This window comes from Pseudomonas eucalypticola (genome assembly GCF_013374995.1).
Lineage (GTDB): Bacteria > Pseudomonadota > Gammaproteobacteria > Pseudomonadales > Pseudomonadaceae > Aquipseudomonas > Aquipseudomonas eucalypticola.
The window spans coordinates 4,430,130-4,455,224 of the sequence record NZ_CP056030.1; the positions used below are offsets into that span (position 1 = coordinate 4,430,130).

General features: G+C 59.6%; 34 protein-coding genes, 1 tRNA gene and 1 pseudogene. 22 read left to right on the plus strand and 14 right to left on the minus strand.

What is annotated here, in order from left to right:
* Positions 1-78 precede the first annotated feature (78 nt).
* The 12 genes and pseudogenes from HWQ56_RS19510 (at position 79) to HWQ56_RS19565 (ending at position 6,964) form a co-directional block, all read left to right on the plus strand.
* Positions 79-474, plus strand: coding sequence for a hypothetical protein (locus HWQ56_RS19510; protein ID WP_245217785.1), 396 nt, complete (start codon positions 79-81; stop codon positions 472-474).
* A 709-nt stretch (positions 475-1,183) separates the two neighbouring features.
* Entirely contained in the window at positions 1,184-1,774 is a 591-nt protein-coding gene (locus tag HWQ56_RS19515; RefSeq protein WP_176571547.1) for a hypothetical protein, read from the plus strand.
* Between the two features lie 105 nt (positions 1,775-1,879).
* On the plus strand, positions 1,880-2,158 hold the full coding sequence (locus tag HWQ56_RS19520; RefSeq protein WP_176571548.1) for a hypothetical protein: 279 nt from the start codon (positions 1,880-1,882) through the stop codon (positions 2,156-2,158).
* Positions 2,155-2,358 (plus strand): hypothetical protein, encoded by a 204-nt coding sequence (locus tag HWQ56_RS19525; protein ID WP_176571549.1) that lies wholly within the window; start codon positions 2,155-2,157, stop codon positions 2,356-2,358. Before HWQ56_RS19520 ends, HWQ56_RS19525 begins: the two co-directional genes overlap by 4 nt.
* Positions 2,355-2,549 carry a hypothetical protein gene (locus HWQ56_RS19530; RefSeq protein ID WP_176571550.1) on the plus strand — a complete coding sequence of 65 codons (195 nt, stop codon included), beginning with the start codon at positions 2,355-2,357 and terminating at the stop codon, positions 2,547-2,549. Before HWQ56_RS19525 ends, HWQ56_RS19530 begins: the two co-directional genes overlap by 4 nt.
* Positions 2,546-2,917: a hypothetical protein gene (locus HWQ56_RS29135; protein WP_245217786.1), complete on the plus strand. Its 372-nt coding sequence runs from the start codon at positions 2,546-2,548 to the stop codon at positions 2,915-2,917. The genes HWQ56_RS19530 and HWQ56_RS29135 overlap by 4 nt, the downstream gene beginning before the upstream one ends.
* 120 nt (positions 2,918-3,037) lie before the next feature.
* A complete protein-coding gene (locus tag HWQ56_RS19540; RefSeq protein WP_176571551.1) occupies positions 3,038-3,331 on the plus strand; it encodes a phiTE_015 family protein in 294 nt (97 codons plus the stop codon).
* A 104-nt stretch (positions 3,332-3,435) separates the two neighbouring features.
* Positions 3,436-4,239: a phage recombination protein Bet gene (gene bet / locus HWQ56_RS19545; RefSeq protein WP_209008727.1), complete on the plus strand. Its 804-nt coding sequence runs from the start codon at positions 3,436-3,438 to the stop codon at positions 4,237-4,239.
* Positions 4,236-5,855, plus strand: a complete 1,620-nt coding sequence (locus HWQ56_RS19550; RefSeq protein ID WP_176571552.1) for a YqaJ viral recombinase family protein — start codon at positions 4,236-4,238, stop codon at positions 5,853-5,855. The genes bet and HWQ56_RS19550 overlap by 4 nt, the downstream gene beginning before the upstream one ends.
* Positions 5,852-6,373 (plus strand): MerR family transcriptional regulator, encoded by a 522-nt coding sequence (locus HWQ56_RS19555; protein ID WP_176571553.1) that lies wholly within the window; start codon positions 5,852-5,854, stop codon positions 6,371-6,373. The genes HWQ56_RS19550 and HWQ56_RS19555 overlap by 4 nt, the downstream gene beginning before the upstream one ends.
* Positions 6,370-6,585, plus strand: coding sequence for a hypothetical protein (locus tag HWQ56_RS19560; RefSeq protein ID WP_176571554.1), 216 nt, complete (start codon positions 6,370-6,372; stop codon positions 6,583-6,585). The genes HWQ56_RS19555 and HWQ56_RS19560 overlap by 4 nt, the downstream gene beginning before the upstream one ends.
* A 20-nt stretch (positions 6,586-6,605) precedes the next feature.
* Positions 6,606-6,964: pseudogene (locus HWQ56_RS19565) on the plus strand (hypothetical protein).
* Here the strand turns inward: HWQ56_RS19565 and HWQ56_RS19570 are convergent.
* Positions 6,947-7,585: a hypothetical protein gene (locus HWQ56_RS19570; RefSeq protein WP_176571555.1), complete on the minus strand. Its 639-nt coding sequence runs from the start codon at positions 7,583-7,585 to the stop codon at positions 6,947-6,949. The pseudogene HWQ56_RS19565 and the gene HWQ56_RS19570 overlap by 18 nt on opposite strands.
* Positions 7,586-7,687: 102 nt before the next feature.
* Between HWQ56_RS19570 and yejK the strand changes: the two genes are divergently transcribed.
* Positions 7,688-8,692: a nucleoid-associated protein YejK gene (yejK, locus tag HWQ56_RS19575; protein WP_176571556.1), complete on the plus strand. Its 1,005-nt coding sequence runs from the start codon at positions 7,688-7,690 to the stop codon at positions 8,690-8,692.
* A gap of 18 nt (positions 8,693-8,710) precedes the next feature.
* Here the strand turns inward: yejK and HWQ56_RS19580 are convergent, their stop codons facing one another.
* Positions 8,711-9,658 (minus strand): putative phage abortive infection protein, encoded by a 948-nt coding sequence (locus HWQ56_RS19580; protein WP_176571557.1) that lies wholly within the window; start codon positions 9,656-9,658, stop codon positions 8,711-8,713.
* On the opposite strand from HWQ56_RS19580, the gene HWQ56_RS19585 reads away from it, so the two are divergent.
* The gene (locus HWQ56_RS19585; protein ID WP_176571558.1) at positions 9,657-10,211 is read left to right on the plus strand and encodes a phiTE_072 family protein; all 555 of its coding nucleotides are present in this window, start codon (positions 9,657-9,659) and stop codon (positions 10,209-10,211) included. The genes HWQ56_RS19580 and HWQ56_RS19585 overlap by 2 nt on opposite strands.
* On the opposite strand, the gene HWQ56_RS19590 is transcribed toward HWQ56_RS19585, so the two are convergent.
* Together HWQ56_RS19590 and HWQ56_RS19595 are read right to left on the minus strand one after the other, a co-directional pair.
* Entirely contained in the window at positions 10,212-10,421 is a 210-nt protein-coding gene (locus HWQ56_RS19590) for a hypothetical protein (protein ID WP_176571559.1), read from the minus strand.
* Between the two features lie 96 nt (positions 10,422-10,517).
* Entirely contained in the window at positions 10,518-10,676 is a 159-nt protein-coding gene (locus tag HWQ56_RS19595) for a hypothetical protein (protein ID WP_176571560.1), read from the minus strand.
* Positions 10,677-10,781: 105 nt separating this feature from the next.
* On the opposite strand from HWQ56_RS19595, the gene HWQ56_RS19600 reads away from it, so the two are divergent.
* The 7 genes from HWQ56_RS19600 (at position 10,782) to HWQ56_RS19630 (ending at position 16,332) form a co-directional block, all read left to right on the plus strand.
* Positions 10,782-12,644 (plus strand): DNA cytosine methyltransferase, encoded by a 1,863-nt coding sequence (locus HWQ56_RS19600; RefSeq protein ID WP_176571561.1) that lies wholly within the window; start codon positions 10,782-10,784, stop codon positions 12,642-12,644.
* Positions 12,645-12,715: 71 nt separating this feature from the next.
* Entirely contained in the window at positions 12,716-13,222 is a 507-nt protein-coding gene (locus HWQ56_RS19605) for a hypothetical protein (RefSeq protein ID WP_176571562.1), read from the plus strand.
* Positions 13,219-13,911, plus strand: a complete 693-nt coding sequence (locus HWQ56_RS19610) for an ASCH domain-containing protein (protein ID WP_176571563.1) — start codon at positions 13,219-13,221, stop codon at positions 13,909-13,911. The genes HWQ56_RS19605 and HWQ56_RS19610 overlap by 4 nt, the downstream gene beginning before the upstream one ends.
* 148 nt (positions 13,912-14,059) lie before the next feature.
* Positions 14,060-14,533: a class I SAM-dependent methyltransferase gene (locus tag HWQ56_RS19615; protein WP_176572445.1), complete on the plus strand. Its 474-nt coding sequence runs from the start codon at positions 14,060-14,062 to the stop codon at positions 14,531-14,533.
* A 72-nt stretch (positions 14,534-14,605) separates the two neighbouring features.
* The gene (locus tag HWQ56_RS19620; RefSeq protein ID WP_176571564.1) at positions 14,606-14,965 is read left to right on the plus strand and encodes a hypothetical protein; all 360 of its coding nucleotides are present in this window, start codon (positions 14,606-14,608) and stop codon (positions 14,963-14,965) included.
* A gap of 39 nt (positions 14,966-15,004) precedes the next feature.
* Entirely contained in the window at positions 15,005-15,217 is a 213-nt protein-coding gene (locus HWQ56_RS19625) for a hypothetical protein (RefSeq protein WP_176571565.1), read from the plus strand.
* Positions 15,217-16,332, plus strand: a complete 1,116-nt coding sequence (locus HWQ56_RS19630) for a tyrosine-type recombinase/integrase (RefSeq protein ID WP_176571566.1) — start codon at positions 15,217-15,219, stop codon at positions 16,330-16,332. Before HWQ56_RS19625 ends, HWQ56_RS19630 begins: the two co-directional genes overlap by 1 nt.
* Here the strand turns inward: HWQ56_RS19630 and HWQ56_RS19635 are convergent, their stop codons facing one another.
* The 10 genes from HWQ56_RS19635 to thrS form a co-directional block, all read right to left on the minus strand.
* Positions 16,333-16,830, minus strand: coding sequence for a hypothetical protein (locus HWQ56_RS19635; RefSeq protein WP_176571567.1), 498 nt, complete (start codon positions 16,828-16,830; stop codon positions 16,333-16,335).
* Between the two features lie 122 nt (positions 16,831-16,952).
* Positions 16,953-17,029: transfer RNA gene (locus HWQ56_RS19640), tRNA-Pro, on the minus strand.
* Between the two features lie 106 nt (positions 17,030-17,135).
* Positions 17,136-17,492 carry a MerR family transcriptional regulator gene (locus tag HWQ56_RS19645; protein ID WP_158155781.1) on the minus strand — a complete coding sequence of 119 codons (357 nt, stop codon included), beginning with the start codon at positions 17,490-17,492 and terminating at the stop codon, positions 17,136-17,138.
* Positions 17,473-17,775, minus strand: coding sequence for an integration host factor subunit alpha (gene ihfA, locus HWQ56_RS19650; protein ID WP_002553164.1), 303 nt, complete (start codon positions 17,773-17,775; stop codon positions 17,473-17,475). Before ihfA ends, HWQ56_RS19645 begins: the two co-directional genes overlap by 20 nt.
* A 3-nt stretch (positions 17,776-17,778) precedes the next feature.
* On the minus strand, positions 17,779-20,157 hold the full coding sequence (gene pheT / locus HWQ56_RS19655; RefSeq protein ID WP_176571568.1) for a phenylalanine--tRNA ligase subunit beta: 2,379 nt from the start codon (positions 20,155-20,157) through the stop codon (positions 17,779-17,781).
* Between the two features lie 21 nt (positions 20,158-20,178).
* Positions 20,179-21,195 carry a phenylalanine--tRNA ligase subunit alpha gene (pheS, locus tag HWQ56_RS19660; RefSeq protein ID WP_176571569.1) on the minus strand — a complete coding sequence of 339 codons (1,017 nt, stop codon included), beginning with the start codon at positions 21,193-21,195 and terminating at the stop codon, positions 20,179-20,181.
* 107 nt (positions 21,196-21,302) lie between these two features.
* Positions 21,303-21,659, minus strand: a complete 357-nt coding sequence (rplT, locus tag HWQ56_RS19665; protein ID WP_002553161.1) for a 50S ribosomal protein L20 — start codon at positions 21,657-21,659, stop codon at positions 21,303-21,305.
* A 28-nt stretch (positions 21,660-21,687) separates the two neighbouring features.
* A complete protein-coding gene (gene rpmI, locus HWQ56_RS19670; RefSeq protein WP_002553160.1) occupies positions 21,688-21,882 on the minus strand; it encodes a 50S ribosomal protein L35 in 195 nt (64 codons plus the stop codon).
* Between the two features lie 60 nt (positions 21,883-21,942).
* The gene (infC, locus tag HWQ56_RS19675; protein WP_176572446.1) at positions 21,943-22,494 is read right to left on the minus strand and encodes a translation initiation factor IF-3; all 552 of its coding nucleotides are present in this window, start codon (positions 22,492-22,494) and stop codon (positions 21,943-21,945) included.
* Complete coding sequence (gene thrS / locus HWQ56_RS19680) at positions 22,494-24,416, minus strand: threonine--tRNA ligase (RefSeq protein WP_158155789.1); 1,923 nt, start codon at positions 24,414-24,416, stop codon at positions 22,494-22,496. Before thrS ends, infC begins: the two co-directional genes overlap by 1 nt.
* A 330-nt stretch (positions 24,417-24,746) precedes the next feature.
* Here thrS and HWQ56_RS19685 point away from each other — a divergent pair, with 330 nt between their 5' ends.
* Positions 24,747-25,052: a hypothetical protein gene (locus tag HWQ56_RS19685; protein WP_176571570.1), complete on the plus strand. Its 306-nt coding sequence runs from the start codon at positions 24,747-24,749 to the stop codon at positions 25,050-25,052.
* Positions 25,053-25,095 lie beyond the last annotated feature (43 nt).

Below are 25,095 nucleotides of genomic sequence, written 5' to 3' on the forward strand. Positions count from 1 at the left end.
GATCAGATAGCCCCGAAAGGCTACCAACGCGAGGCCCACCTCGACGGCTGACTAGAGCGAAAGGCTCGAACCGAGTGAATGACCCGCTACGCGGTGCCAGCGGAACCGAACGATTTACTGAAGCGCCTGGGCGACCGGGCGCTTTGGAAATCCACCGGGAGCAGCACCATGAACAAAGAAGAAATTTACGACGAACAAATCAGTCCGCTGATGCAAAACATCATCTCCATTTGCCGTGAGCACGGCATTGCAATGATCGCCAGCTTCAACATCGCTCACGACGGTGAAGGCCCGAACGGCGAAGATTGCTCTCGCCTGACCTGCACTTCTCATTTGCCAGATGGTGAAGGGGATTTCGACGACCGATTCAGCAAAGCGGCAGTGGCGATCCAGCGAAGCGCTCCGCACCACATCGGCATGAGCATCACTACTCAGCATGCCAACGGCTCCAAGACCCTCACCGCCGTTATCTGAACAGCCCCCAGGCTCTCCCCCGAGAGCCCATCGATAACCCCTTTCGCACAACGATAGTTGGACGGCAGCCACCGTCGCGAGAGGGGTTATCGATGCGGATGAATGCGCAGGCTGATGCGCAGAAAGGAATGCCCAGCGGCACACGATGCTATCCGACAGCGCCTTAAGTGGGGCTGACAGCAGGGGCCGCTAAGCCGGAGATCAGCACCGGCCATCTGCACCGTAGCAACGCAAAACCGTATGAGCCCTGGCGGAAGGCGTGGGAGGTCTAGCCCACACGACCAGAAATGACGGTGACAGTGAGCGGGATAGACCGACCGAGCGGGAAAGGCCCGCCCGATCACCTCGAAAGAGGCTGCATCGGTAGAGCGCCTCGAATCGTCCGGATCAAATGTCGTTACCGGCGAGACGCTCTACCGATGCAGATGCACGCCCAGGCTGATGGGCAGGTTTGAAAACAAACAGTTCCCGAGAGTGAGCGCTGACCGGCTAAGTACTATTTTATGCCCGCGCGGTACCGGCTCGTAATAACTGGCATTGCGGTAGCCGAAAGGCGCTGACCGCGGCATGACTCTCAAGGCGGAGATCAGCACCGTCCTTCTGCATCACCCCTTCCCCGAACCCTCCAGACAGCTCCCTCCCCGCGCCCAACGGCAACCAGCGGGACGAAGGTGGCTGTCTTGAGGGTTCTGATAACGAGGATTCAGCGATGCCTAAAATCATCGACGTGATAATTACACCGCAAAACCAGACGTTCCTGCTCCTGGACCAGATGCCCAGCCTAGTTTACGTGCGCAACGGCAGCCTGCTGACCGCCAACGATGGCGGCTTCTACGACTTCATGAAGATCGTGCCGGGCTCGAAGGATGCCTTTGCCGGTCGCGCGTTCACTATCCGCCTTGCGGATGGCTCGGACTTTGAGTGCACCGGCCAGGTTTGGAGCTGCGGTGGTAGCCCAGGCGTCCAAACTCTCCAAGTTGGCGTAGGGACTATTGAATCGCTCAGTCGTTGCTACGTGTTTTCCTCTGCCACTGTCGATGTGGCATTGATCAACGAGTGGCTCGCAGAGAACAAGCCAAGCCGCCGTTACTACAAGTATGACAAGCGCGAGACCGTGGAGTATTGGGACGCGCTGTGGCGGCGAGAGAAATGGGGTGACAAAGTTTCCCCGGCCCGCGCCAGAACGCTGCGCAAGCGTGGCGTAACGATCTTCCGACACGACGGCTCATCTCCGAGCTGGAGCCCTAGTTTTGAGCGCAAGAAGGCTCAAATTGCTGCATCCATGGCGCTCGACGCATAACCAACCCCCTCGACCGCATCGGCAGGTGCCAGGCCAGTCTCACGGCTGGGTTTGGTCGCCCGCGCCTGGTATCTGACCAATGCGGTCCACGCCCTGGAGGCGATCATGAGCTACGAGATTATCGTGGAGGAGTACGTCCTCCAGGTTGAAATCACGCACTTTGAAAATATCCAAGCCCGGCCCGGTACCTGGGACAGCGACTGGGACAGCCAAGGAAGCCGCGAGCTGGAATTCAAAATCACCTCGGCTGCGACCTACAACGATGACGGCAAGCGCGTCGTGATGACGGACGTCGAGTTAATCGCCAAGTTTCACGCTCCGGCAATTGAGACCGCGCTCTGGCATGAGATCGACAGCCAGGCGCGACGCCGGAGGGTGGCATGAGCCGGGCGGCGAAGGCTGAGCGCTTCATAAGCAAGATCCTCAGCGAATACCCCAATTCGATATACCCGGCTATGACCGAGGCCGCGGCCCAATCCGCTATCGAACTTGCCTACCACCTGGGCGATATCGGTGACAAAAGCTACGACGACTTCAACCAACGTCTGCGGCGGATGACCGACCGCAAAGGAGTTGCGGCATGAGCACAGCAGCTGTGAAAACGCTGATCGACGAGCAGCTAGACGATATCGAGCGCCGCATCGCCATCCTGGGCTTCGGACTTCCCTTCAATGAGGTGATCGGTCAGCCGCGGGAGATGCTGGTGTGCGACCTGAAACGCCGCCTCGCGCCTAGCATGAAGGGGCGCCGAATTGTCGTGAGGGTTCGGCCGTGAGCTTCTACGAGGACAATGTCGACGACGGTAGTCACTGCATGTCTTGCTGCCAGCCAATCGGTGATAGCTGCGGCTACCCACGGGCTTGTGGTGAGTGCGGCGGCGAACCTGAAGGGCCAAACGCTCCAGGGCATAAAAAACGCGTGAAAGCCGAAGCCATGGCCCGGTTCCAAGCTTGGCTGGGCAATACCGGCGTCGAGCATACGAAGCACAACAACGGCTTCCATGTCGTGCTCAGGCTTCCCGATGGCCGCATGATCGACTGCTGGCCCAGCACCCGAAAATGGCAGTTGCGAGGACAAAAGATCAGCCGTAGCGGCAAGGCGCTCCACGACCTGGTGCGCCAATCGCTGAGGCCATGGTCATGACCGCCCGCCAGCGCGCCAAACGCATTGCCTTCCTTCGCGGCTCCTTCATCACCCTGACCCTGTGCACGCTCTGGCTGATCGCCAGCGCCTACGCAGACCGCATCGCTTCGTGAGGTGACCATGAGCGACGACAAAATGCGCACCGAGTTTGAGGCGTGGCTACCAACAGTGACCACGGTGGCCAGGGACCGGCGCGGGGATGGCTACCTCGATAATTACGTAGGCCTGATGTGGGAAACCTGGAAAGCCTCCCGCGCCGCGATTGTGGTTGAGCTTCCGCCTTCTCCAGATGTGCCGGAGGATCCAGAAGACGCCTTCGACGATAGCCACATGGACGCCTATCACTCCGCCGTACAGATGCGCGAAGGCTGCTCCAAAGCAATCACGGCAGCCGGCCTGAAGGTGAAGCCATGATCGCCCTCCTCTGGTTCTGCTACGCCTACAACGTCAAGTAACCCCCTTCCCCTATCTATCGCAGCGCCCCGCATGGAGCGCGAGGATTTGCCGTGAGCGCATTAATCAAGCAGGCCGAGCACATGCCGGCCGTATCCGAAGAAACGCTGGTCCAGGTGCTCAGCGGAAGCCTCTACCCTGGCGCCGCGCACAACTCGGTCGTCATGGTGCTGGCCTACTGCAAGGCCGCTCAGCTCGACCCGATGCTGAAGCCGGTGCACATCGTTCCGATCTTTCAAAAAGGTCGCGGGATGGTCGACACGGTGATGCCCGGCATTGGCCTGTACCGTATCCAGGCGGCACGCACCGGCCAGTATGCCGGGATCAGTGAGCCCGAATATGGGCCCCCGATCACTGCAACCCTGGGCGGCGTCGAGGTCACCTACCCGGAGTGGTGCCGAGTGACCGTGAAGCGCCAAATGAGCAACGGCTTGGTCGCTGAGTACACCGCCAACGAGCGGTGGCTGGAGAACTACGCCACGTCCAGCAAGGACACTGCGGCGCCCAACGCCATGTGGAAGAAGCGCTCATACGCCCAGCTGGCGAAATGCGCGGAGGCCCAGGCGCTACGCAAGGCTTTCCCCGAGGTCGGATCGGCGCCCACCGCCGATGAGATGGAGGGCAAGGTCTTCGATGAAGGCCCCCGCGAGGTCCATGTGCAGCGCCAGCCTGAGCCTGCTGCGGAACAGCTACCTCCCTACCCCAACGACAAGTTCACCGAAAGCCTGCCGACATGGCGCGGGATGGTCGAGGCCGGGCGGTCTTCGCCAGAACACCTTATTGCCAAGGTCAGCAGCAAGTACTCACTTACCGCTGAGCAGATCACCGCCATTAACCAGCTCAAGCCCATCGAAGGGGAAACCGCATGAAAATTCATCACGTAACCCAAGGCTCGGCCGAATGGCACGCCCTCCGCGCCAAATACAACACCGCATCCGAAGCGCCGGCCATGATGGGTGCTTCGAAGTATCAGTCGCGCACTGAACTGCTGAACGCCAAGAAAACCGGCATCGTGCCGGAAGTCACCGCTCAGCTGCAGCGAATCTTTGATCGTGGCCACGTCACTGAGGCTCAGGCTCGCCCATTGGCTGAGGATCTCGTTGGTGAAGACCTGTTTCCTATCGTGGCCACTGAGGGCAACCTTCTGGCCTCAATGGACGGCGCGACGATGCTTGGCGATACGCTGTTCGAGCACAAGCTGTGGAATGAGAGCCTGGTTGCCCAGGTGCGCGCCGGCGAACTGGAACCCCACTACTACTGGCAGCTCGAGCAGCAATTGCTGGTCGGTGCGGCAGAGCGCGTGATCTTCGTCTGCTCGGACGGCACCCCGGAAAACTTCGTCCATATGGAGTACCGAGCTGTGCCGGGCCGCGCCGAGCAGCTGATCGAGGGGTGGAAGCAGTTCGAGCAGGATCTGGCCAACCACCAGGTCGTCGAGGTCGTCGCAGAGGTCGTCGGAACGGCACCGGAAAGCCTGCCAGCGCTGCGCATTGAAGTGACCGGCATGGTCACCGCCAGCAACCTCGAGCAGTTCAAGGCCCACTCCCTGGCCGTGATCGGCGCCATCAACACCGACCTGCAGACCGACCAGCACTTCGCTGACGCGGACAAGACGGTCAAATGGTGCGGCGAAGCAGAATCGCGGCTGGCTGCCGCGAAGCAGCATGCGCTCAGCCAAACCGAGTCGATCGACCTGCTGTTCCGCACCATCGATCAGATCAGCGAGCAGGTCCGCGCCAAGCGCCTGGAGCTCGAGAAGCTGGTGAAAGCCCGCAAGGTCGCCATCCGCGACGAGATCGTGATTACCGCCGCAAAGGCCCTGCACGAACACGTCGAGAAGATCAACGCCTCGTTCGCCGGCAGGGTCCGCATGCCAGCGGTACCGGCCGACTTCGCCGGCGTCATCAAGGGCAAGAAAGGCATCAAAGGCCTGCGCGACGCAGCAGATACCGAACTGGCCCGCGCGAAGATCGAAGCCAGCCAGATTGGCGACAGTATCCGCGCCAATCTGCAGAGCCTGGACACGCTGGCGAAAGATCACCTGTTCCTGTTCAACGACCTGCAGCAACTGGTCATGAAGGCCAATGACGACCTGGTCGCTCTGATCAAGGTGCGCATCGACGAGCACCAGAAGGCTGAAGAAGAGCGGCTGGAAAAGCAGCGCGAGGCCATCCGCCAGGAAGAAGCGGCGAAACTTGCTGCCGCAGCCGCGAAGCCTGCGCCCGCGCCAGCCGCCGTAGCGGAACCGGTCAAGCCCTCCGCTGCGCCAGTGCGCCAGGTCGCACCGTCCGCCAAGGTCGCACCGAAGCCGACAAAGCTCGAAGCCCGGGTAACCGACCTGGAAGCATTGGTGCAAGCAGTCGCCGCCGGCCAGGTGCCTATCGCCGTTCTGACCGTCAACTGGGGCGCTCTCGACGCCATCGTGGAAGCGAAAGGTACCGAATTCAGCATGCCGGGGGTAACCCTGGAGCAGGTGGCAGCATGATCAGCCTCGAACTAAGCAGCGTCCGCGCGAAGGACGCCGACCGCGCCTGGCTTGCCCAGGCTGTGGCCGACTTCGAAAGCAAATCCAAAGTATTGACCGTGCTTCCAGTCGAAGCGCGCAACCTTGATCTGGAGACGGCCTTCAACGGGCGCACTCAGGGCGGCAAGAGCATCGCTCTCTGCCCCTCCTTGGAGGAGAAGGTCTCCGCCAGCGCTGAATCCATGACCATCACAGAGGCGGCGAAAACCTTCCACCTGAGCCAGAAGCACCTGGAGCGCATGGCAGCCCGCGGCGGCTTCAAGTTCAAGCGCGGGTATACCACCAACCCTTCCTACCGGGACGGCGACGCAATCATGGTTGAGCGCATCTGCGCGCTGCGGGATGTGGGCCTCAATAGGGCCCAGGCCCGTAACCAGATCGGCATGAGCTACGAGAAATTTCACCGCCTGCTCAGCGAGTACGCCATCAACTTCCCCAAGGTGCCCATGCGCCAGCGGAACAAGAAGGCGAAGGCGTGAACAGGCGCGAGTACATCGACCCTGTGTACTACGAGGGTCGATCTGGCCGCCAAGACCACACCAGCAAATACGCCTGCCCGTTCGGCTACCTGACCCGCAAGTGGTCCTGGTGGACGGCGGGCTGGAACGACATGGACATGGAATTACAGCTTGAAGCACAAGAACAGAGCGCAGCAGCGGCGGCGCCCGATGCAAATTCATTTGCCGCCTAGCGGACTGACGGAGGCCGTGCATGGCTTTGACACCACAGGAGCGGGACGGTCGCCGGCGCCAGAAGGCGGCCAAGCTGCAGAAGAAGATCTACGGCTGAAGGTACGCCCAGGCACCAAGCAGGCCCTGACTGAACTGATGGCCTGGGCCGGCATCGAGGAACAGGGCGAGGCGATGACGTTGATGATTCATCACTTGCATGCGCTGGGCCCGATCGGTGCGCTGCCGTTGCTGGAACCGCCGCGCCACTAAATAGCACTATCGCGAAAAGTGGCGCTGGCGTTTGAGCGGAAGAGCCTGCTGATGATTCAGAAGGATCCGGGAGATGACGTGGAGGCGCCCACCATTCTATTTTCTCAGTATTCAACGGGTCTCGCGTAGCTTGAGTTCCAAAGATGAGACCGTTAGAGCATAAATGCGCCGTGCCTCTTCAATGTATTCCCTATGGCCATCAGTAAATATCGAGAAGCCATCCGGCCCAGGATTATCTGAATAGAGAGCGACTATTTTAAGTGGCCACTGCAGCGAATATTTCACGAACAATGGCGCAGGCCCTGGAAAGCTCTTTCGCTCGGCATCCGTCATGAAGGCTGCAGCAGTCCCCCAGGCCTTATTATATGCATCCAGATCCTTGAGCCACTTTTCTCTGGCGGCGTCGACTTCTAGCTCCATCTCTTCCGAAAGGATGTTCTGGTGCATCTGTAGGTACATACAGCGTTGTCCGAGTTTTTGCAGGTATCCCCGGAAAGAGTGAAGCCCGAGGGATGCGTCTTTGAGTTCCTTCAAAGACTTAAACCGCTCCGCATAATGAAACTGTTTTTTCCAAGCGGTTAGAGCGTTGATAGCGACCCCGCAAGCGATGACCGTCGCTACGAAACTCAGCATTTCAAGGTAGTCCTTGGTATCTGTGACCTTTACAAGCAAAGGACGCCACACAAGTCCTGCCAAGAACGCACCGATGACAACCATTCCAAGAACGACCCAATCTCCAATCTGCTTCAAAGCGTTTTTCCTTCAGCTTCTACCGATCATTTATCAAACACCAACCCCAATTAAAATGCCACCATCCGGCCCCGGAGGTGGCGCCTACCCGAGGTAACTGCTATGCCAATCCGCCACATGATCATCCACCAGATCGACAAAAAGCCGGACGGTAGCCCGGCGATGCTCCACCTGGCCGACCAGGCCCTGCCGGAATCGCAGGCCTGCGAGACGCTGCTGCAGGACTTCAACGACTCGTACAACGCCAAGCAGGGCAAGGGCTGGGGGCTTTTCCATCCTGAATCCGACGCGTACCCACTCTGCGGCTGGTTGGCCCAGCACCTGGCCGGCAGCCAAACCTTTGTCGAGTTCTCCCGCGACGCCACCGAGTACCTGTGCAAGCTGCTCGAAGAGTCGAACCTCAGCGCCGGCGGTCACGTGCTGTTCGCCCAGTACCAGCAGGGCATGACGGACTACCTTACAATCGCGATGCTGCAGCAGGTCGAGACGGTCTCTGTGGACGATCAGCTGCGCATGATCAGCACTCGCAGCCTGGACGCCAGAACCGTCACCCTGGCAGCCCGGATCAACCTGAGCGAGTGGCAGAACAACGCCAAATCTCGACAGTACATCTCGTTCATCAAGGGCAAGGGAGGCAAAAAGTTCTTCAGCTACTTCCAAGACTTTATCGGCTGCCAGGAGGGCGTTGACGGCCCCGGCGAAACCCGCACCCTGCTCAAGGCCTTCACCGACTTCGTTGAGGCGGAAGATATGGACGCCGAGGCGACCCGCGAGAAGACCCTGACCCTGCTGGACTACGCCACCACCCAAACCAAAATCGGCGGCCTGGCCACGCTCGACGAGCTGTCCGAGGTGATCGACGAAGACAACCCCAAGGCCTTCGCCGATTTCGCCCGCGCCGCGGCCTACGGCCTGTCACCCGAGCTGCCCATCGACAAGCGCACCATCAACCAGTTCCGCCGCTTCACCGGCCGCGCCGAGGGCCTGTTGATCAGCTTCGAATCCCACTTATTGGGCACCAAAGTCGAGTTCGACCAGGCCGGTGGTACCCTCACCCTGCGCGGTCTGCCCACACAGCTGACCGACCAGCTCAAGCGCACAAGGTGATATGTGTCGCCGTGAGTCTCACTGTATAGTTTTGGACGTCTGAAATATCTTTATTGCCTCGGAGTTATCACCGAAAGCTTCGATTTTCATTCGTAAAACGTCCTCAACATCAAGCAAAAGAGAAACATCTAAGTTATCAAAAACCGCAAACTCGCAAGCATATTCATTAAACTTCTCACCATTAGGCATCAAACAATTATAGAACAACACCACAAGCTCATAGTCCGAAATAAAGGACCTGGCTATACCACCTAACACCTTCTTATCAGTATGCTCACTTCTTGAAATAAACTTAAATAAGCTGTACAAACTCCTAAAGTATAAACTCAAATCACCTCTATGCTTATCCCATAGCTCTCGATAAGCTTCTCGCAGTCTATCTTCACGAGTGGAGGATAAAGCATTCGCATAGGATCGATTTAAAATCTTCAACCAAGATTGAAAGCAGTCTCTCCCTCGAGTAACTATCTGAACACTCTGATTTGTCACCACGTGCATTTGAGTTCGTTGCAGGTCAAATTCTGCAACGACTGACTGCTGCAGTTTCAAAACATTATAAAACTGAGCTTCCACCTGACGCTTGGAGTTTTCAACTTGACTATCCGATATATCCCTCCGCTGCATTAGCAAAGTTATCAAAAAGCCTGAAAAAGCCAGCCCAGAAAACAGTGCATTTAAGGTCCCAAAAGCATCACCAAATGTCCCAGCCCGAACACCTATCAACGCTCCGTCTTTGTCAACACTATTGGAATACCCTGAATACAAGAAAAAATAATATGCAACATATATGCCGCACACAGCAAAAATCGACAGGATAGCAAGCGCTACTGGACGCCACGAAAAATCATTTTTTTTCATATCAACTGAAGCTCCTTCCGGCTCCATGCCGGACATCTCTTTTACCCCAACAAGCATCGAAGCGCCACCATCGACATTGGGGGCGGCGCATGCAATGGAGATTGCCATGAAGGTCGAAACCTCGACTGTGACCAAGCTGTACATCACCGGCGCCGTGAACTTGGACCCTATCACGGTCTTCCTCGAAGACCTTGGGCCCAAGCGCGGCAAGATCACCGTTAGCTGCTGGGGTAAAAGCTGGACCGCGTTCTGGGGTGGAATGTGGGACGGCATGAACGTCGGCCAGTTCTTCCGCGAGCTGAATGCGAGCTACATCATCGGCTATTTCGATTCTCAGATGCGCTCGCGGCGGTTCAGTGGTGAAGCGCTTGCCGAAAAGGCGCGGCGCCAGGTGCTGAAGGAGCGCAGAACGTTCTGCTATGACCGGGACGAAGCGCGCGAGCTTTACGACGAGGCAGAAGATCTGAGGGATTCGTCATCCATCGACCACCTCCACTTTGCGCACAGCGAACTGATGCACAAGCTCTTCGGTGATGAGTGGTGGCACTTGGCGTCGAACAACGACGCTACAGAGCCAAACCCCGACTACGACTACCTCGAACGCATCATCGATGCGGTGCAGCAGGCCCTGGCCGAGCCAGCCGCGGCCTCTACATCGTGATCAGTTAACCCCAGGGCCCTTAGGCCGAATAAATTCAAGAAATTTGTCGTTTTCAGCACGAGCAATGGCTTCAAGCTCCAAGAGCCGTGCGTACTTCTCTTCTGTGTCGAGCGGCCAGTTGCTCTCGAAGTATTCGTCTACCGCATCAAGTGCAGCATTTTTGGCGACCTGCAGGCTCCGTGCCGGCCCAATTGAAAGATCTTTACTCATGATTTCTGCTCCTCTGCCCGGCTTATTACCGGGCCTTAAGGAATATACCACCCTCCCCTATATCGCCACCTCGGCCAGCCACCGGCAGGCGGGCACTTAATTCGTCCGGAAAAGGGGAAGCAACAGAAAGACGACGCCACCACCAAGAATGGATGTACCGAACGCTGAATGTCCGAGAGACATCAGCGCGATCCCGGCAATAACGCCGGCCACGCCCACAAAGCGGATGTTTTTGTTGGGGGATTTGAGTTCCATTCGAAGTATCTCCTTGGCAAAAGCTCAGTCTACCTCACCCGAACCACATACCAAACCCAAGCCACCGCGCCTCGGCAGGCGGGCGGCTGTCCGAAAGGAATGCCCATGACCTCATTCAAGAAACACCCGCTCGACTTCAAAACCCAGTACGGCCTTGGCTTCGACCCGCAAGACGATGAGATCGTGGTCGACTTCTTCTGTGGTGGCGGCGGGGCCGGTACCGGCCTGGAGATGGGCCTGGGCCGGCCGGTGGCCGTAGCCAAGAACCACAGCGCCGCGGCCATAAGCATGCACACCGCTAACCACCCGGCCGCCCGCCACTTCACCACCGACGTGTTCGAGGGTGACCCGGACGAGGAATGCGGCGGCCGGGCCGTGGGCTGGTTCCACATGTCGCCCGACTGCACCCACCACAGCCAGGCCGCCGGCGGCCAGCCGCGCAAGCGCGAGATCCGCAACCTCTCGTGGATCGGCTGCAAGTGGGCCGGCAAGAAGAAGCCCCGGGTGATCAGCCTGGAGAACGTGAAGCAGATCCTGCAGTGGGGCCCGCTGATCGCCAAGCGTGACAAGGCCACCGGCCGCGTGATGACCCTCGACAGAATTCCGCACCCAACCAAGCCGAAAGCGACGATCAATCGTGTTGCTGCTCCTGGTGAGTTGGTGCCGGTGCACAACCAGTTCCTGGTGCCAGACCCGAAACGCCGCGGCACGACCTGGCGCAGGTTCGTGTCCCTGCTGGAAGGCCTGGGCTACAAGGTCGAGTGGCGCATCATCAAGGCCTGCGACTTCGGCGCGCCCACCAGCCGCGAGCGCTTGTTCATGATCGCTCGGTGCGACGGCCAGCCCATCGTGTGGCCAGAGCCGACCCACGCTAAGAACCCGGTGAAAGGCCAGCAGAAGTGGCGCACCGCGGCCGAGTGTATCGATTGGTCGGTCCCGAGCCGAAGCATCTTCGGCCGCAAAAAGGATCTGGAGTCTGCCACTTTGCGCCGTGTAGCCAAGGGCATGAAGAAGTTCGTACTCGACAACCCAGCCCCGTTCATTGTGCCGATCGCGAACTGGTCGGGCACCCTGGCCCAGTCGGCGCAGGAGCCGCTGCGCACTGTGACAGCCTGGCCGCGCGGCGGGTCGTTCGCTATGGTCAGCCCGGTCATCGCGCCAGCCACCCACCAGGGCAGCGACCGTGTGAACGACCCGGCTGAGCCCCTGCCGACCGTCACCTGCGCCAATCGCGGCGAGCTGACCTTGATCAGCCCTACGCTGATCCAAACCGGCTACGGCGAGCGCGCCGGCCAGCAGCCGCGCGTGCCCGGCCTGGATCAACCACTTGGCACGGTCGTCGCCGGCGGCGCGAAGCATGCGCTGGTCACGGCCTTCATGGCCCAGATGAACGGCGGCTTCAATGCCACCCACGCCAAGGGCATGGACGAGCCCATGACCACGGTGACCAACACGGGTAGCCAGCAGCAGCTCGTGAGCGCCAGCCTGGCCACGCTGCGCAAAAACTGCGTGGGCCGCGCCATGAACGAGCCAGTGCCCACCATGACAGCCGGCGCCGAGCACCATGCCCTGGTCGAGTACACGCTTTCGCCTGAGCATGAAGAAGGCGCCCTGCGGGTGGCCGCGTTCTTGGTGAGCTACTACGGCACCGAGAACACCAGCGGCTGCGACCAACCCGCGCCGACGGTGACCACCAAGGACCGCCTGGCCCTGGTCACCGTGCACATCAAGGGCACGCCCTACGTGATCGTCGATATCTGCCTGCGGATGCTGCAGCCACACGAGCTGTACAAGGCCCAGGGCTTCCCTGCCAGCTACCAGATCGACAAGGGCGCTGACGGCAAACCGTTCACCAAGACCCAGCAGGTGCACATGTGCGGCAACAGCGTGAGCCCGCCGCCCATGGCTGCTCTGGCCCGGGCCAATGACCCATGGCGCACCGCGGTAAGCCAATCAAAAGCGGCGTGACGCGCAAGGAGTACATCTGTATTCCACCCCCCCTATCACAGCCTGCTGAGGCAGGCGCAGAGGACAGATAGATGACCGGACAATTCTACGAGCCCCAGGCGCGCGACCTGGTCGCCTGCGACGATAGGGTGCACTACGTGTTGCTCGATCAGGCAAGTGACTTCTGCAACTGGGTGATGCGGCGCCACCCGGACGGCCCCCTGGTATCGGTGCGCAAGGCCACCGCCCATGAACTGAACCATGCCAAGGCGCGCCAGCACCTGCGAACTGGCGTGGCCATGCTGCAAGGGGTCGCGCCAGAGCAGCGTCCCCCAGCGCCAGCATGCCAGCCCGACGACCAGACGGAGATCGATCGCCTCCACGCGGCGTTCATCGCCTTGGACGAGCCCAACAACGAGCAGGTGATGGCCTTCCAGGATGCGAGCTACGCGCTTGGCCTGAAGCGGGGCCAGGCGCGCGAGGCCGCACTTCAGCAGCGCCTGAACGAGGCGGATCAGCGGATTGATGAACTGCAGGCGCAACTCGCTAAAGTTCGCCAAGGCCCGTGCCAACTGATCATCGGGGATGAACTGCCATGAACCAGCCCAAGGAACGCCCCATCCTGTTCTCGGCGCCCATGGTGCGCGCCATCCTGGCCGGGCAGAAGACAGTGACGCGGCGACCGGTGAAGCCATACCAGCAACCCGAGTTGATGGAAGATGGCACCTGGTTCGCGGTCGCTCAGAAGCACCCGCGCTACGGTTTTGGGGTATCTGGCGCAGATGCCGATGCCTGTGCCGCAGCGCTGGCCGCTTCGCAGTGTTGCACCTACGGCAGGCCCGGGGACCGGCTGTGGGTGCGCGAGACCTGGTACTGCGATCACATCGAAGTACAGCGCGGCCCATACCTGCAGCCAGCCGACATGATCGACCTTGGTCAGTCGCGGGCCGACGGCGAACTGGTGTATGCGGCCGACGGACTGGAGCCATATGAGCAAGAGCAGCCGATCTGGAAGCCAAGCATCCACATGCCGCGCTGGGTCAGCCGCATCCTGCTGGAGATTACCAACGTGCGCGTGGAGCGCCTGCAGGCCATCAGCGACGAGCAGTGCGTGGCGGAGGGATGCGGCGTTGGGCCTGGTGCCATCGGCGTTAAGCTGACGGTTCCGCCTGGCGCCTCGATGCCGCAGGCCATGTTCGCCGAGCTATGGAAGTCCATCAACGGCCCCAGCGCCTGGGATGCCAACCCATGGGTCTGGGTCGTCGAGTTCAAGCGGGTGACGCCATGACCGAGCGCGAGAAATTCGAACAGGCCTACGCCCAGGACAACCGGTGCACCCTTGAATGGATAGTGAGCCAGCGGATGAGAAATGGCAGCTACGAGCATCGGGAGCTGAATACCGCTTGGCGCTGGTACCTGCGGGGATGGGCGGCGGCATGACGAGCGCGGTGAAAGTCCTCGACCCCTGCAGCGCCAGCCGGATGATGTGGTTCGACAAGCAGGACCAGCGCGCGCTGTTTGGTGATATCCGCGATGAGCAGCACCTACTCTGCGACGGCCGAGTGTTGAAGGTTGAGCCGGATGTGCTGATGGACTTCCGGCAATTACCCTTTGAGGCTTCAACCTTCCGCCTGGTCGTTTTTGATCCTCCGCACCTGACCCGCGCCGGCGTCGACAGCTGGATGCGCGCAAAATACGGCCTGCTGACCCCAGACTGGAAGGACGATATCCGCCGCGGCTTCGCGGAATGTTTCAGGGTTCTGGAGCCCGAGGGAATCCTGATCTTCAAATGGAACGAGACCCAGGTGATGGTCAGCGAACTGCTGGCCCTGACCGATGAAAAGCCGCTGTTTGGCCACAAGTCCGGTAAGCGTGAAAAAACGCACTGGATCACCTTCATGAAGCGCTGAGCGCAACCGCTGACCGCGCCCCCCCTCACCCACTCTCTACTGCCTGCCGGGGTTCGGCGGGAAGGATCAATCATGCCTGAAATTAAGCACACGCCAGGACCTTGGTTTGTGGAGTCGACCGATAAGACCCCCATCTACGTCTCTCCAGTCAATCGACATGAGCAGATAGGCATCTGCAACGTGATGGTCATTGACGAGGATGAGTCGAGCGATTCCGGCGAGTGGTTCAACGGCGACCAGACAAAAGCCAACGCCAAGCTGATCGCCGCCGCGCCAGACCTGCTGGCCGACCTGCAAGAAGCGGCCACCACCCTACGCCGCTACGAAACCCTGCACCGCGCCAAGGGCACCGACGACAGCACCGCGAAGGCCGAGGTCAACGCCACCCTGGCCGCGCGCTTCGAAGCCACGATAGCCAAAGCCACCGAATAACCCCTTCTGCCGCCATAGGGCGGCGACCCAGAGGTATCCATGAAGCGAGAACTGATCAAGATCAGCGAGTTTCGCCGGCGGCGCTGGGGCCCAAATGGCACCCCGCAGTGCTCGCAAGCCATCCGCAACCACATCCGTAATGGCCTGATCCCAGGCGAACAAATCGGCAAGCTCTGGTACGTTGACTGGGCGGCCTTCACGAAAGCTGACGGTAACGACCTGATCGCGATGGTATTGAAAGGAGCCGCGTAATGGCGCCGCGCCCACGCAACAAATCAAACCGGGGTCTTCCCCAGAACCTGTACGTCGATGAGCGCCGCGGCACCTTCCGTTACCGGCGCCCCACGGACGGAAAGTGGTTTCAATTCGGCACTGACCGACTCAAAGCTATCGACGCCGCGAAGCAACTGAACCTGGCGTTCCTCAAAGGTGCCGACCTGGTCGGTGCCGTGCTGGGCGAAACTTCCGACCTGTTCACAGCCTTCCTGGACCTTTACGAATCCAAGATCCTGCCCGAGCGAGAGCTGGCAAAAGGTACCTTGGGACTGTACGCCGTGCACTTCCGGCGCTTCCGCAAGGCCTTCGAGGGTAAGGCCGTTGACCAAATCACCATTCGGATGATTGCGGAGATGCTGGACGCACTGACGCCGCGCACGGCAAACCAATGCCGGGCGCTGCTGGTCGACATCTTCAACCACGCCGCATCAAAGGGTCTGTGCCCGGACAACCCTGCGGCGAGCACCATCAACCGAATTGAGAAGAAGCAGCGCAAGCGCCACACCGAGGAAGGGTTGAAGGCCATCAGGGCGAAAGCGCCAGCATGGCTCAAAAACGCCATCGACCTAGCCCTGATCACCGCCCAGCGGCGGACAGACATTCTGGATATGAAGTTTGAGGATGTGCGGGACGGGTTCTTGTATGTCGTCCAGCAGAAGACGGCCAAAGCCAGCGACGCAGCCTGGATTCGGTTCCGGGTGACACCCGAGCTGCAGGCTGTGATCAGCCGTTGCCGGGACAATGTGGCATCGCCCTTCCTGGTGCACCGCCGGCCGGATCGCCTGAAACAGAAACAGGCGCAAACGAAGGAGCACTGGACCAAGATCGAGGAGCGATATCTGACGCGGGCATTTAAGGCTGCCCGGGAGAATGCGGGATGTTACGCGGACTGGTCCGACGAAGAGATGCCGGGCTTCCACGAGGTGCGAGCACTATCCCTGCACCTGTATAAAAAAGCGGGCAAGGATGGCCAGAAGATCGCCGGCCACGCCAGCGAAGAGATGACGAAAAACTATCAGAAGGATCACGCCGATGTGATTTGGTCAGACGCTGTGCCTGATCTAGATATCAGCGAAGTCATAGGTTCATAACTACTTCCGGGGAATATCCCGAAAATCTTCGCCATTTTTGTGCGTAACACCTACTTGCAGGATGAGGCTAAACGCACCCAAGACGTATGTAAGGCATCCCGCGAACTCCAAGGAGGAGGTGTTCCCCTTCCCTCGCAGCCTGATAGCTTCAATGATACTGGCCTTGTAACTTTCTAGTTTGGAGGAGTCCGGATCAAGTGCATGAGCCATCATGTTGCGGATTCGATTGATCTTTTCGCAGACTGACCAGAGGTCCGCCATACTTCCGAGCTTTATGTCCGCTGGGTACAAAGCGCGGGATAGATCCAAAATCTGCGCAAATGTAAAACGCGAGTCTTTCAAAAACTGGGGCTGGGGGACCATCTCTGAGCAAAAATCGCGAAGCATCTCTTCAAGCAACAAGTGGCATTTTAAGATGAGTGTTATGTCATCCATCTGTGACGAAAAGTGCTTTTCGAATCGCTCGTCGTGCTTTTCGCTGAACTCAACGTTGACCATGCAGCCCTCCGGTCGGACGAAGTTTTACCGTTCGTTTTGCGCCAGTTTTGCGCGGGCTTTGCGCAAGCCAGAAACGACAAAGGGGATCAGCACCGTAAGTGACTGATCCCCTTATGAAAATATGGTCGGGACGGAGTGATTCGAACACTCGACCCCTAGCACCCCATGCTAGTGCGCTACCGGACTGCGCTACGCCCCGACTAGGCGTGAATCTTGTTGCGTGAAGCCCGTTCCTTGTTGAAAGGAACGATTAAGAATATACCGCAAGCTTTTGAAAAGTGGAAGTATTTTCTTAAGCTGATTTGCTACTTTTTGAGTACCACCAGGACGTCTTCCAGTTCCGAGATCATCTGACGAATCAGTTGCTTGTACTGGGTGGTGTCGTCCTTGGCCTCATCGCTGGACAAGCGCAACCGCGCGCCGCCAATGGTGAAGCCCTGGTCGTATAGCAAGGCGCGGATCTGCCGGATCATCAGCACGTCCTGGCGCTGGTAATACCGGCGGTTTCCGCGGCGCTTGACCGGGTTGAGCTGGGGGAATTCCTGCTCCCAGTACCGAAGTACGTGGGGCTTTACAGCGCAAAGTTCACTGACCTCACCAATAGTGAAGTAGCGTTTGCCAGGAATCGGCGGAAGCTCGTCGTTATGACTTGGTTCCAGCATATGCCTCAACTCGGGCCTTCAACTTCTGCCCTGGACGAAAGGTGACCACACGGCGAGCCGTGATCGGGATTTCTTCACCCGTTTTCGGGTTACGGCCTGGACGCTGGCGTTTGTCGCGCAGGTCGAAGTTGCCGAAACCGGACAGCTTGACCTGCTCGTTGTCTTCCAGAGCGTGCCTGATTTCCTCGAAAAACAGCTCGACCAATTCCTTGGCCTCGCGTTTGTTCAGGCCCAGCTCTTCGTAAAGACGCTCGGCCATCTCAGCTTTCGTCAGAGCCCCCATGCGCTACTTCCTTAACGTGGCATTCAACCTTTGTTCGAGCGAGGTGAGGATAGCTTGGGTCGTGGCATTCACCTCATCGTCATTAAGAGTGCGCGATGGATGCTGCCAGGTCAAGCCAACTGCAAGGCTTTTTCTATTGGGATCAATGCCTTTACCCTGGTAGACGTCAAAAAGGCTGAGGTCCGTGAGCCACTCGCCTGCATTTTCACGAATTACCTGGAGTACCGCGCTCGACGCTACATCACGATCCGCGACCAAAGCCAGGTCACGACGCACTTCCGGGAACCTCGACAGCTCCTGGAATTTCGGCAGGCGACCTTCGGCCACTTCAGCCAGCAACAGCTCGAAGACGAACACGACGCGGTCCAGGCCCAAGGCCTTGACCAGCTCAGGGTGCAAGGCGCCCAGGTAGCCGACTTCACGACCATCGCGAACGATTTTCGCGGTTTGGCCCGGGTGCAGCGCCGGGTGCTTGCCAGGCTCGAAGCTGAATTGCTCCAGGGCACCGGCGAAGCCCAGCACGGCTTCCACGTCAGCCTTGGCGTCGAAGAAGTCGACGGTTTCACGGCCTTGTGCCCAACCTTCCGGCAGGCGCGAACCGCAGACAACACCCGCCAGCATAGGCTCTTGCTTCAGGCCGTCCAGTTGGCCGACGAAGCGCAGGCCGCTTTCGAATAGGCGCACGCGGGTCTGCTGGCGGTTGAGGTTGTGCTGCAGCGCCTTGACCAGGCCCGGCCACAACGAGGTGCGCATGGCGGCCATGTCGTTGGAGATCGGGTTGGCCAGCAGCAGCGGCTCGACGCCGGGGTTGAACAGCTCGAACCACTTCGGATCGATGAAGCTGTAGGTGATCGCTTCCTGGTAGCCGCGGGCAACCAGCAGGCGACGCAGCTCCGGCAATTCGCCACGGGCTTCGGCCTTGGCCTGGGGGGCCAGGCGGGCCTGCGGGTAGCGGACCGGCAAGTGGTTGTAGCCGTACAGGCGCGCCAGCTCTTCGATCAGGTCGACTTCCAGGCTGATATCGAAGCGGTGGCTCGGTACTTCAACGCGCCATTGGCCTTGGCCTTCGGCGGTGATACCCAGGCCCAGGGCAGCGATCAGGCTTTCGATCTGCTCGGCCGGCATGTCCATGCCCAGCATCTGGCTGACACGGTCGGCGCGCAGGGTGATCGGCGCGACGTTCGGCAGGTGTTCCTGGCTGACCGTCTCGATGATCGGGCCTGGTTCCCCGCCGGTGATTTCCAGCAGCAGGCCGGTGGCGCGCTCCATGGCCTCGCGGGCCAGGTTGAAGTCCACGCCACGCTCGTAGCGGTGCGAAGCATCGGTGTGCAGGCCGTAGGAACGGGCCTTGCCAGCGACAGCGATCTGGTCGAAGAACGCGCTTTCCAGGAAGATGTCGCGGGTCTTGGCGGTGACGCCGCTGTGCTCGCCGCCCATGACGCCGGCAATGGCCAGGGCACGGGTGTGGTCGGCGATGACCAGGGTGTCGCTGCGCAGGGAAACTTCCTGGCCGTCGAGCAGTACGAGCTTCTCGCCCTCCTCGGCCATGCGCACGCGAATGCCGCCATTGATTTCAGCCAGGTCGAAGGCGTGCAGCGGCTGGCCCAGTTCGATCATCACATAGTTGGTGATGTCGACCGCGGCATCGATGCTGCGCACGTCGCTGCGACGCAGACGCTCCACCATCCACAGCGGCGTCGGCCGGGACAGGTCGACATTGCGGATGACGCGGCCCAGGTAACGCGGGCAAGCAGCCGGCGCCAGCACGTCGACCGGACGCACTTCGTCGTTGACCGCGGCCACGGCAGGCACTACAGGGCGAGTGACGGGGGCCGCATACAGCGCGCCCACTTCACGGGCCAGGCCCGCCAGGGACAGGCAGTCGCCGCGGTTCGGGGTCAGGTCGACCTCGATGCTGGCGTCGTCCAGGCCCAGGTACACGCGAAAATCTTCGCCTACCGGCGCATCGGCCGGCAATTCCATCAGGCCGTCGTTACCCTCGCCCACTTGCAGCTCGGACTGGGAACACAGCATGCCGTTGGACTCGACGCCGCGCAGCTTGGCCTTCTTGATCTTGAAGTCACCAGGCAACTGAGCGCCCAGGGTGGCGAACGGAATCTTCAGGCCGGGGCGCACGTTAGGCGCGCCGCACACCACCTGGAAGGTCTCGCTGCCATTGCTGACCTGGCAAACGCGCAGCTTGTCGGCATCGGGGTGTTGCTCGGTGCTCAGCACTTCGCCCACGATCACGCCGGTGAAAGCGCCGGCCGCGGGGGTGACGCTGTCCACTTCAAGGCCAGCCATGGACAGGCGGGCCACCAGCTCATCACGGTCGACCTGCGGGCTTACCCAGCCACGCAGCCAATTTTCACTGAATTTCATCCTGCTCTCCTAATAATTCGTTTAGCGAAATTGCGCGAGGAAGCGCAAGTCGTTGTCGAAGAACAGGCGCAAGTCATTGACGCCGTAACGCAGCATGGCCAGGCGCTCGGCGCCCATGCCGAAGGCAAAGCCCTGGAACTCTTCAGGGTCGATGCCGGACATGCGCAACACGTTGGGGTGGACCATGCCGCAGCCCATGACTTCCAGCCAGCCCGTCTGCTTGCACACGCGGCAGCCTTTGCCGCTGCACATCACGCACTGGATGTCGACTTCAGCCGACGGCTCGGTGAAGGGGAAGTAGGAAGGACGGAAGCGTACGGCCAGCTCTTTCTCGAAGAATACCCGCAGGAATTCCTCGATGGTGCCTTTCAGGTCCGCGAAGTTGATGTCGCGGTCGATCAGCAGCCCCTCGACCTGATGGAACATTGGCGAGTGGGTGATATCCGAGTCGCTGCGGTATACCCGGCCTGGGCAGACGATGCGAATCGGCGGCTGCGAAGATTCCATGCTGCGGACCTGCACCGGCGAGGTGTGGGTGCGCAGCAGCATGTTCGCATTGAAATAGAAGGTGTCGTGCATCGACCGGGCCGGGTGATGGCCTGGGATGTTGAGCGCCTCGAAGTTGTGGTAGTCGTCTTCGACCTCAGGGCCTTCGGCGATGCCGTAGCCGATGTGGGTGAAGAACTGCTCGATCCGCTCCAGGGTGCGCGTGATCGGGTGCAGGCCGCCCGATTCCTGACCACGACCCGGCAGGGTCACGTCGATCTGTTCGGCCGCGAGCTTGGCACTCAGTTCGGCTTCTTCGAAGGCCGCCTTGCGTGCATTGAGGACTTCTGTGACACGCTCCTTGGCTTCGTTGATCAGCGCGCCGACTTTGGGGCGCTCATCGGCCGGCAGGTTGCCCAGGGTCTTCATCACCTGAGTCAGCTCGCCCTTCTTGCCAAGGAAGTGAACCCGGATCTGCTCCAGGGCATTGATGTCTTCAGCGTGTTGCACGGCCTCCAGAGCTTGAGAGACCAGCGCATCCAGGTTTTCCATGTACAGACTCCAGATACGAAACAGGGGAAGAGCTTGAAGGCTCTTCCCCTGTTTATGACGTTTAACACCAGAGGCCGTGGACGGCCCCGGGTGATTGTCGTGGGTACTTAGGCCAGAGTGGCTTTAGCTTTCTCGACAATCGCAGCAAACGCCGCTTTTTCGTTCACTGCCAGATCAGCCAGAACCTTACGGTCGATCTCGATGGACGCTTTCTTCAGGCCGGCGATGAAACGGCTGTAGGACAGACCGTTTACACGAGCACCAGCGTTGATACGGGCGATCCACAGAGCGCGGAACTGACGCTTCTTCTGGCGACGGTCGCGGTAGGCGTATTGGCCTGCCTTGATGACCGCTTGCTTGGCGACACGGAATACGCGCGAACGCGCGCCGTAGTAGCCTTTAGCCAGTTTCAGAATCTTTTTGTGACGCTTACGGGCAATGACGCCACGCTTTACACGAGCCATGAGTAACTTCCTCTATCTTTGACCGAAATTAACGAAGGCGCAGCATGCGCTCGACTTTTGCAACGTCCGACGGATGCAGCAAGCTGCTACCGCGCAGTTGACGCTTACGCTTGGTCGACATTTTGGTCAGGATGTGGCTCTTGAAAGCGTGCTTGTGCTTGATGCCGTTAGCGGTTTTCAGGAACCGCTTAGCTGCACCACTCTTGGTTTTCATCTTTGGCATGTTCGGATACTCCGCATTCAGTTGATAAACATAACCGCAAGGCCTGCCGTGCCCTGGTGGTTACTTCTTTTTCTTGGGGGCGATGACCATGATCAGCTGGCGTCCTTCCATCTTAGGATGCTGTTCGACGGAACCGTACTCCAGCAGGTCTTGTTCGACCCGCTTGAGCAGTTCCATACCCAGCTCCTGATGCGCCATCTCACGGCCGCGAAATCTCAAGGAAATCTTGGCCCTGTCCCCATCACTAAGGAAACGTACCAGGTTGCGTAGTTTTACCTGGTAATCCCCTTCCTCCGTCCCTGGACGAAACTTGATTTCTTTTACCTGGATCTGCTTCTGGTTCTTCTTCGCCGCAGCAATCTGCTTCTTCTTCTCGAAGATCGATTTGCCGTAGTCCATGACTCGGCAAACCGGAGGCACTGCGTCGGCAGAAATTTCCACCAGATCCAGCTTCGCTTCTTCAGCGATACGAAGCGCTTCATCAATCGAGACGATGCCAACCTGCTCGCCGTCAGCGCCAATTAACCGAACCTCGCGCGCCGAGATATTCTCGTTGATCGGGGCTTTCGGTGCAGCTCGTTTATCTTGTCTCATTTCACGCTTAATAATTATTACTCCGAATCTTGGCGACCACGCCGGGAAACCGCTTGTGCGAGGAACTCGGTGAACTGGGCGACGGGCATGGAGCCCAGGTCTGCACCTTCACGGGTACGCACAGCGACAGTTTGCGTCTCGACTTCCTTGTCCCCGATGACCAGGAGATAAGGAACCTTGAGCAAGGTATGCTCGCGGATTTTAAAGCCGATCTTTTCATTTCTCAAGTCGGACTTGGCACGAAACCCGCTTTCCGTCAGATTTTTTTCGACCTGATGAACAAAATCAGCTTGTTTATCAGTGATATTCATGATCACCGCCTGCGTGGGTGCCAACCAGGCCGGGAACGCACCTTCATAGTGCTCGATCAGGATACCCACGAAACGCTCGAACGAACCCAGGATGGCGCGGTGCAGCATCACCGGATGCTTGCGGCTGTTGTCCTCGGACACGTACTCGGCGCCCAGGCGGATTGGCAGGTTGAAATCCAGCTGCAGCGTACCGCACTGCCAGACGCGACCCAGGCAATCCTTCAGGGAAAACTCGATTTTCGGACCGTAGAAAGCACCCTCGCCCGGCTGCAGATCATACGGCAGGCCAGCGGCCTCCAGCGCGGCGGCCAGAGCGGACTCGGCACGATCCCACAATTCGTCGCTGCCTACACGCTTTTCAGGACGAGTGGACAGTTTCAGCTGAATATCCTTGAAGCCGAAGTCCGAATACACGTCCATGGTCAGCTTGATGAACGCTGCCGATTCGGATTGCATCTGCTCTTCGGTGCAGAAGATATGGGCGTCGTCCTGGACGAAGCCACGCACACGCATGATGCCGTGCAGCGCGCCCGAAGGCTCGTTGCGGTGACAGGCGCCGAATTCGGCCAGGCGCATCGGCAGCTCGCGGTAGCTCTTCAGGCCCTGGTTGAACACCTGCACGTGGCAAGGGCAGTTCATCGGCTTGATGGCGTAGTCGCGGTTTTCCGACTCGGTGGTGAACATGTTTTCGGCGTAGTTGGCCCAGTGGCCAGACTTTTCCCACAGGCTGCGGTCAACGACCTGGGGCGTCTTGATCTCCAGGTAGCCGTTGTCGCGCTGCACCTTGCGCATGTACTGCTCGAGTACCTGGTAGAGGGTCCAGCCGTTCGGGTGCCAGAACACCATGCCCGGTGCTTCTTCCTGGAGGTGGAACAGGTTCAGGCGCTTGCCGATCTTGCGGTGGTCGCGCTTTTCCGCTTCCTCGATGCGCTGGATGTACGCGGCCAGTTGCTTCTTGTCAGCCCAGGCGGTGCCGTACACGCGCTGCAGTTGCTCGTTCTTGGCATCGCCGCGCCAGTAGGCACCTGACAGCTTGGTCAGCTTGAACGATTTCAGGAAACGGGTGTTCGGCACGTGCGGGCCGCGGCACATGTCGACGTACTCTTCGTGGTAGTACAGGCCCATGCTCTGGGTCTCAGGCATGTCCTCCACCAGGCGCAGCTTGTAGTCCTCGCCACGGGCGCTGAACACCTCGATGACTTCGGCGCGCGGCGTGACCTTCTTGATCACGTCGTATTCGGTGTCGATCAGCTGCTGCATGCGCTGTTCGATGGCGGCCATGTCGTCCGGGGTGAAAGGACGCTCGTAGGCGATGTCGTAATAGAAGCCTTCGTCGATGACCGGGCCGATGACCATCTTCGCGGTGGGGTACAGCTGCTTGACCGCGTGGCCGACCAGGTGGGCGCAAGAGTGACGAATGATTTCAAGCCCCTCTTCATCCTTGGGCGTGATGATCTGCAGGGTGGCGTCGTTTTCGATCAGGTCGCACGCGTCGACCAGGTTGCCGTTGACCTTGCCGGCCACGGTGGCCTTGGCCAGGCCAGCGCCAATGGAGGCTGCAACCTGGGCGACCGATACCGCGTGGTCGAAGGAACGTTGACTGCCGTCGGGAAGAGTAATGATGGGCATGGCGCCTCCTCTCCTAGTGGTGACCCCTACCAAAGGTCACGTGGGTTGGGATGAGCCAGTACAAGATTCGGCGGTATGCCTGCCTCACAGTGGCAGGAGCCGCTAGGCCAACCGGGACCGAACCAGAGTGACTGGAATAATATTGAAGGTACCTCGCCACCGCGGCTGCCAAAAGAGCAACCGCACCTGTCGAGGGCGCTCACAATAGCACAGATAATGGCCGATGAGTGGTCGGCGGGGCACGCCTTGCAGGAACTTGCTCGCTGACCTTCACTCTGATGAGAGGCAAGCCATACTTCGAGTCAGCCTGAACAAAAGGAGCATTACGGTATGCGTCTTCAATCGCTTTTCCTGTCCCTGGCCGCCTGCGCCGCGATCACCCTGCCCCAACTGGCCAGCGCGGGCGAGTGGCCAGCGGGTGCGCAAAGCCAGTTCCTGTCCCAATGCGAGAAATCGGCGGGCGAACACGCCACTGCCGACCAGGCCAAAACCGCCTGCGAATGCAGCGACAAGGCCATCACCGCCAAGCTGAGCACCGCCGAGCTCAAGCAGGTGGCCGACTCCAGCAACGGTGTGCCGGCCGCTTTGCAGAAGAAAATGATGGACGCGGCCGCCAGCTGCCGGACCAAAAAATAACCCCGTTTTCGTGCCCTGCGTGCGCCTGGGACCCCATCGCGGC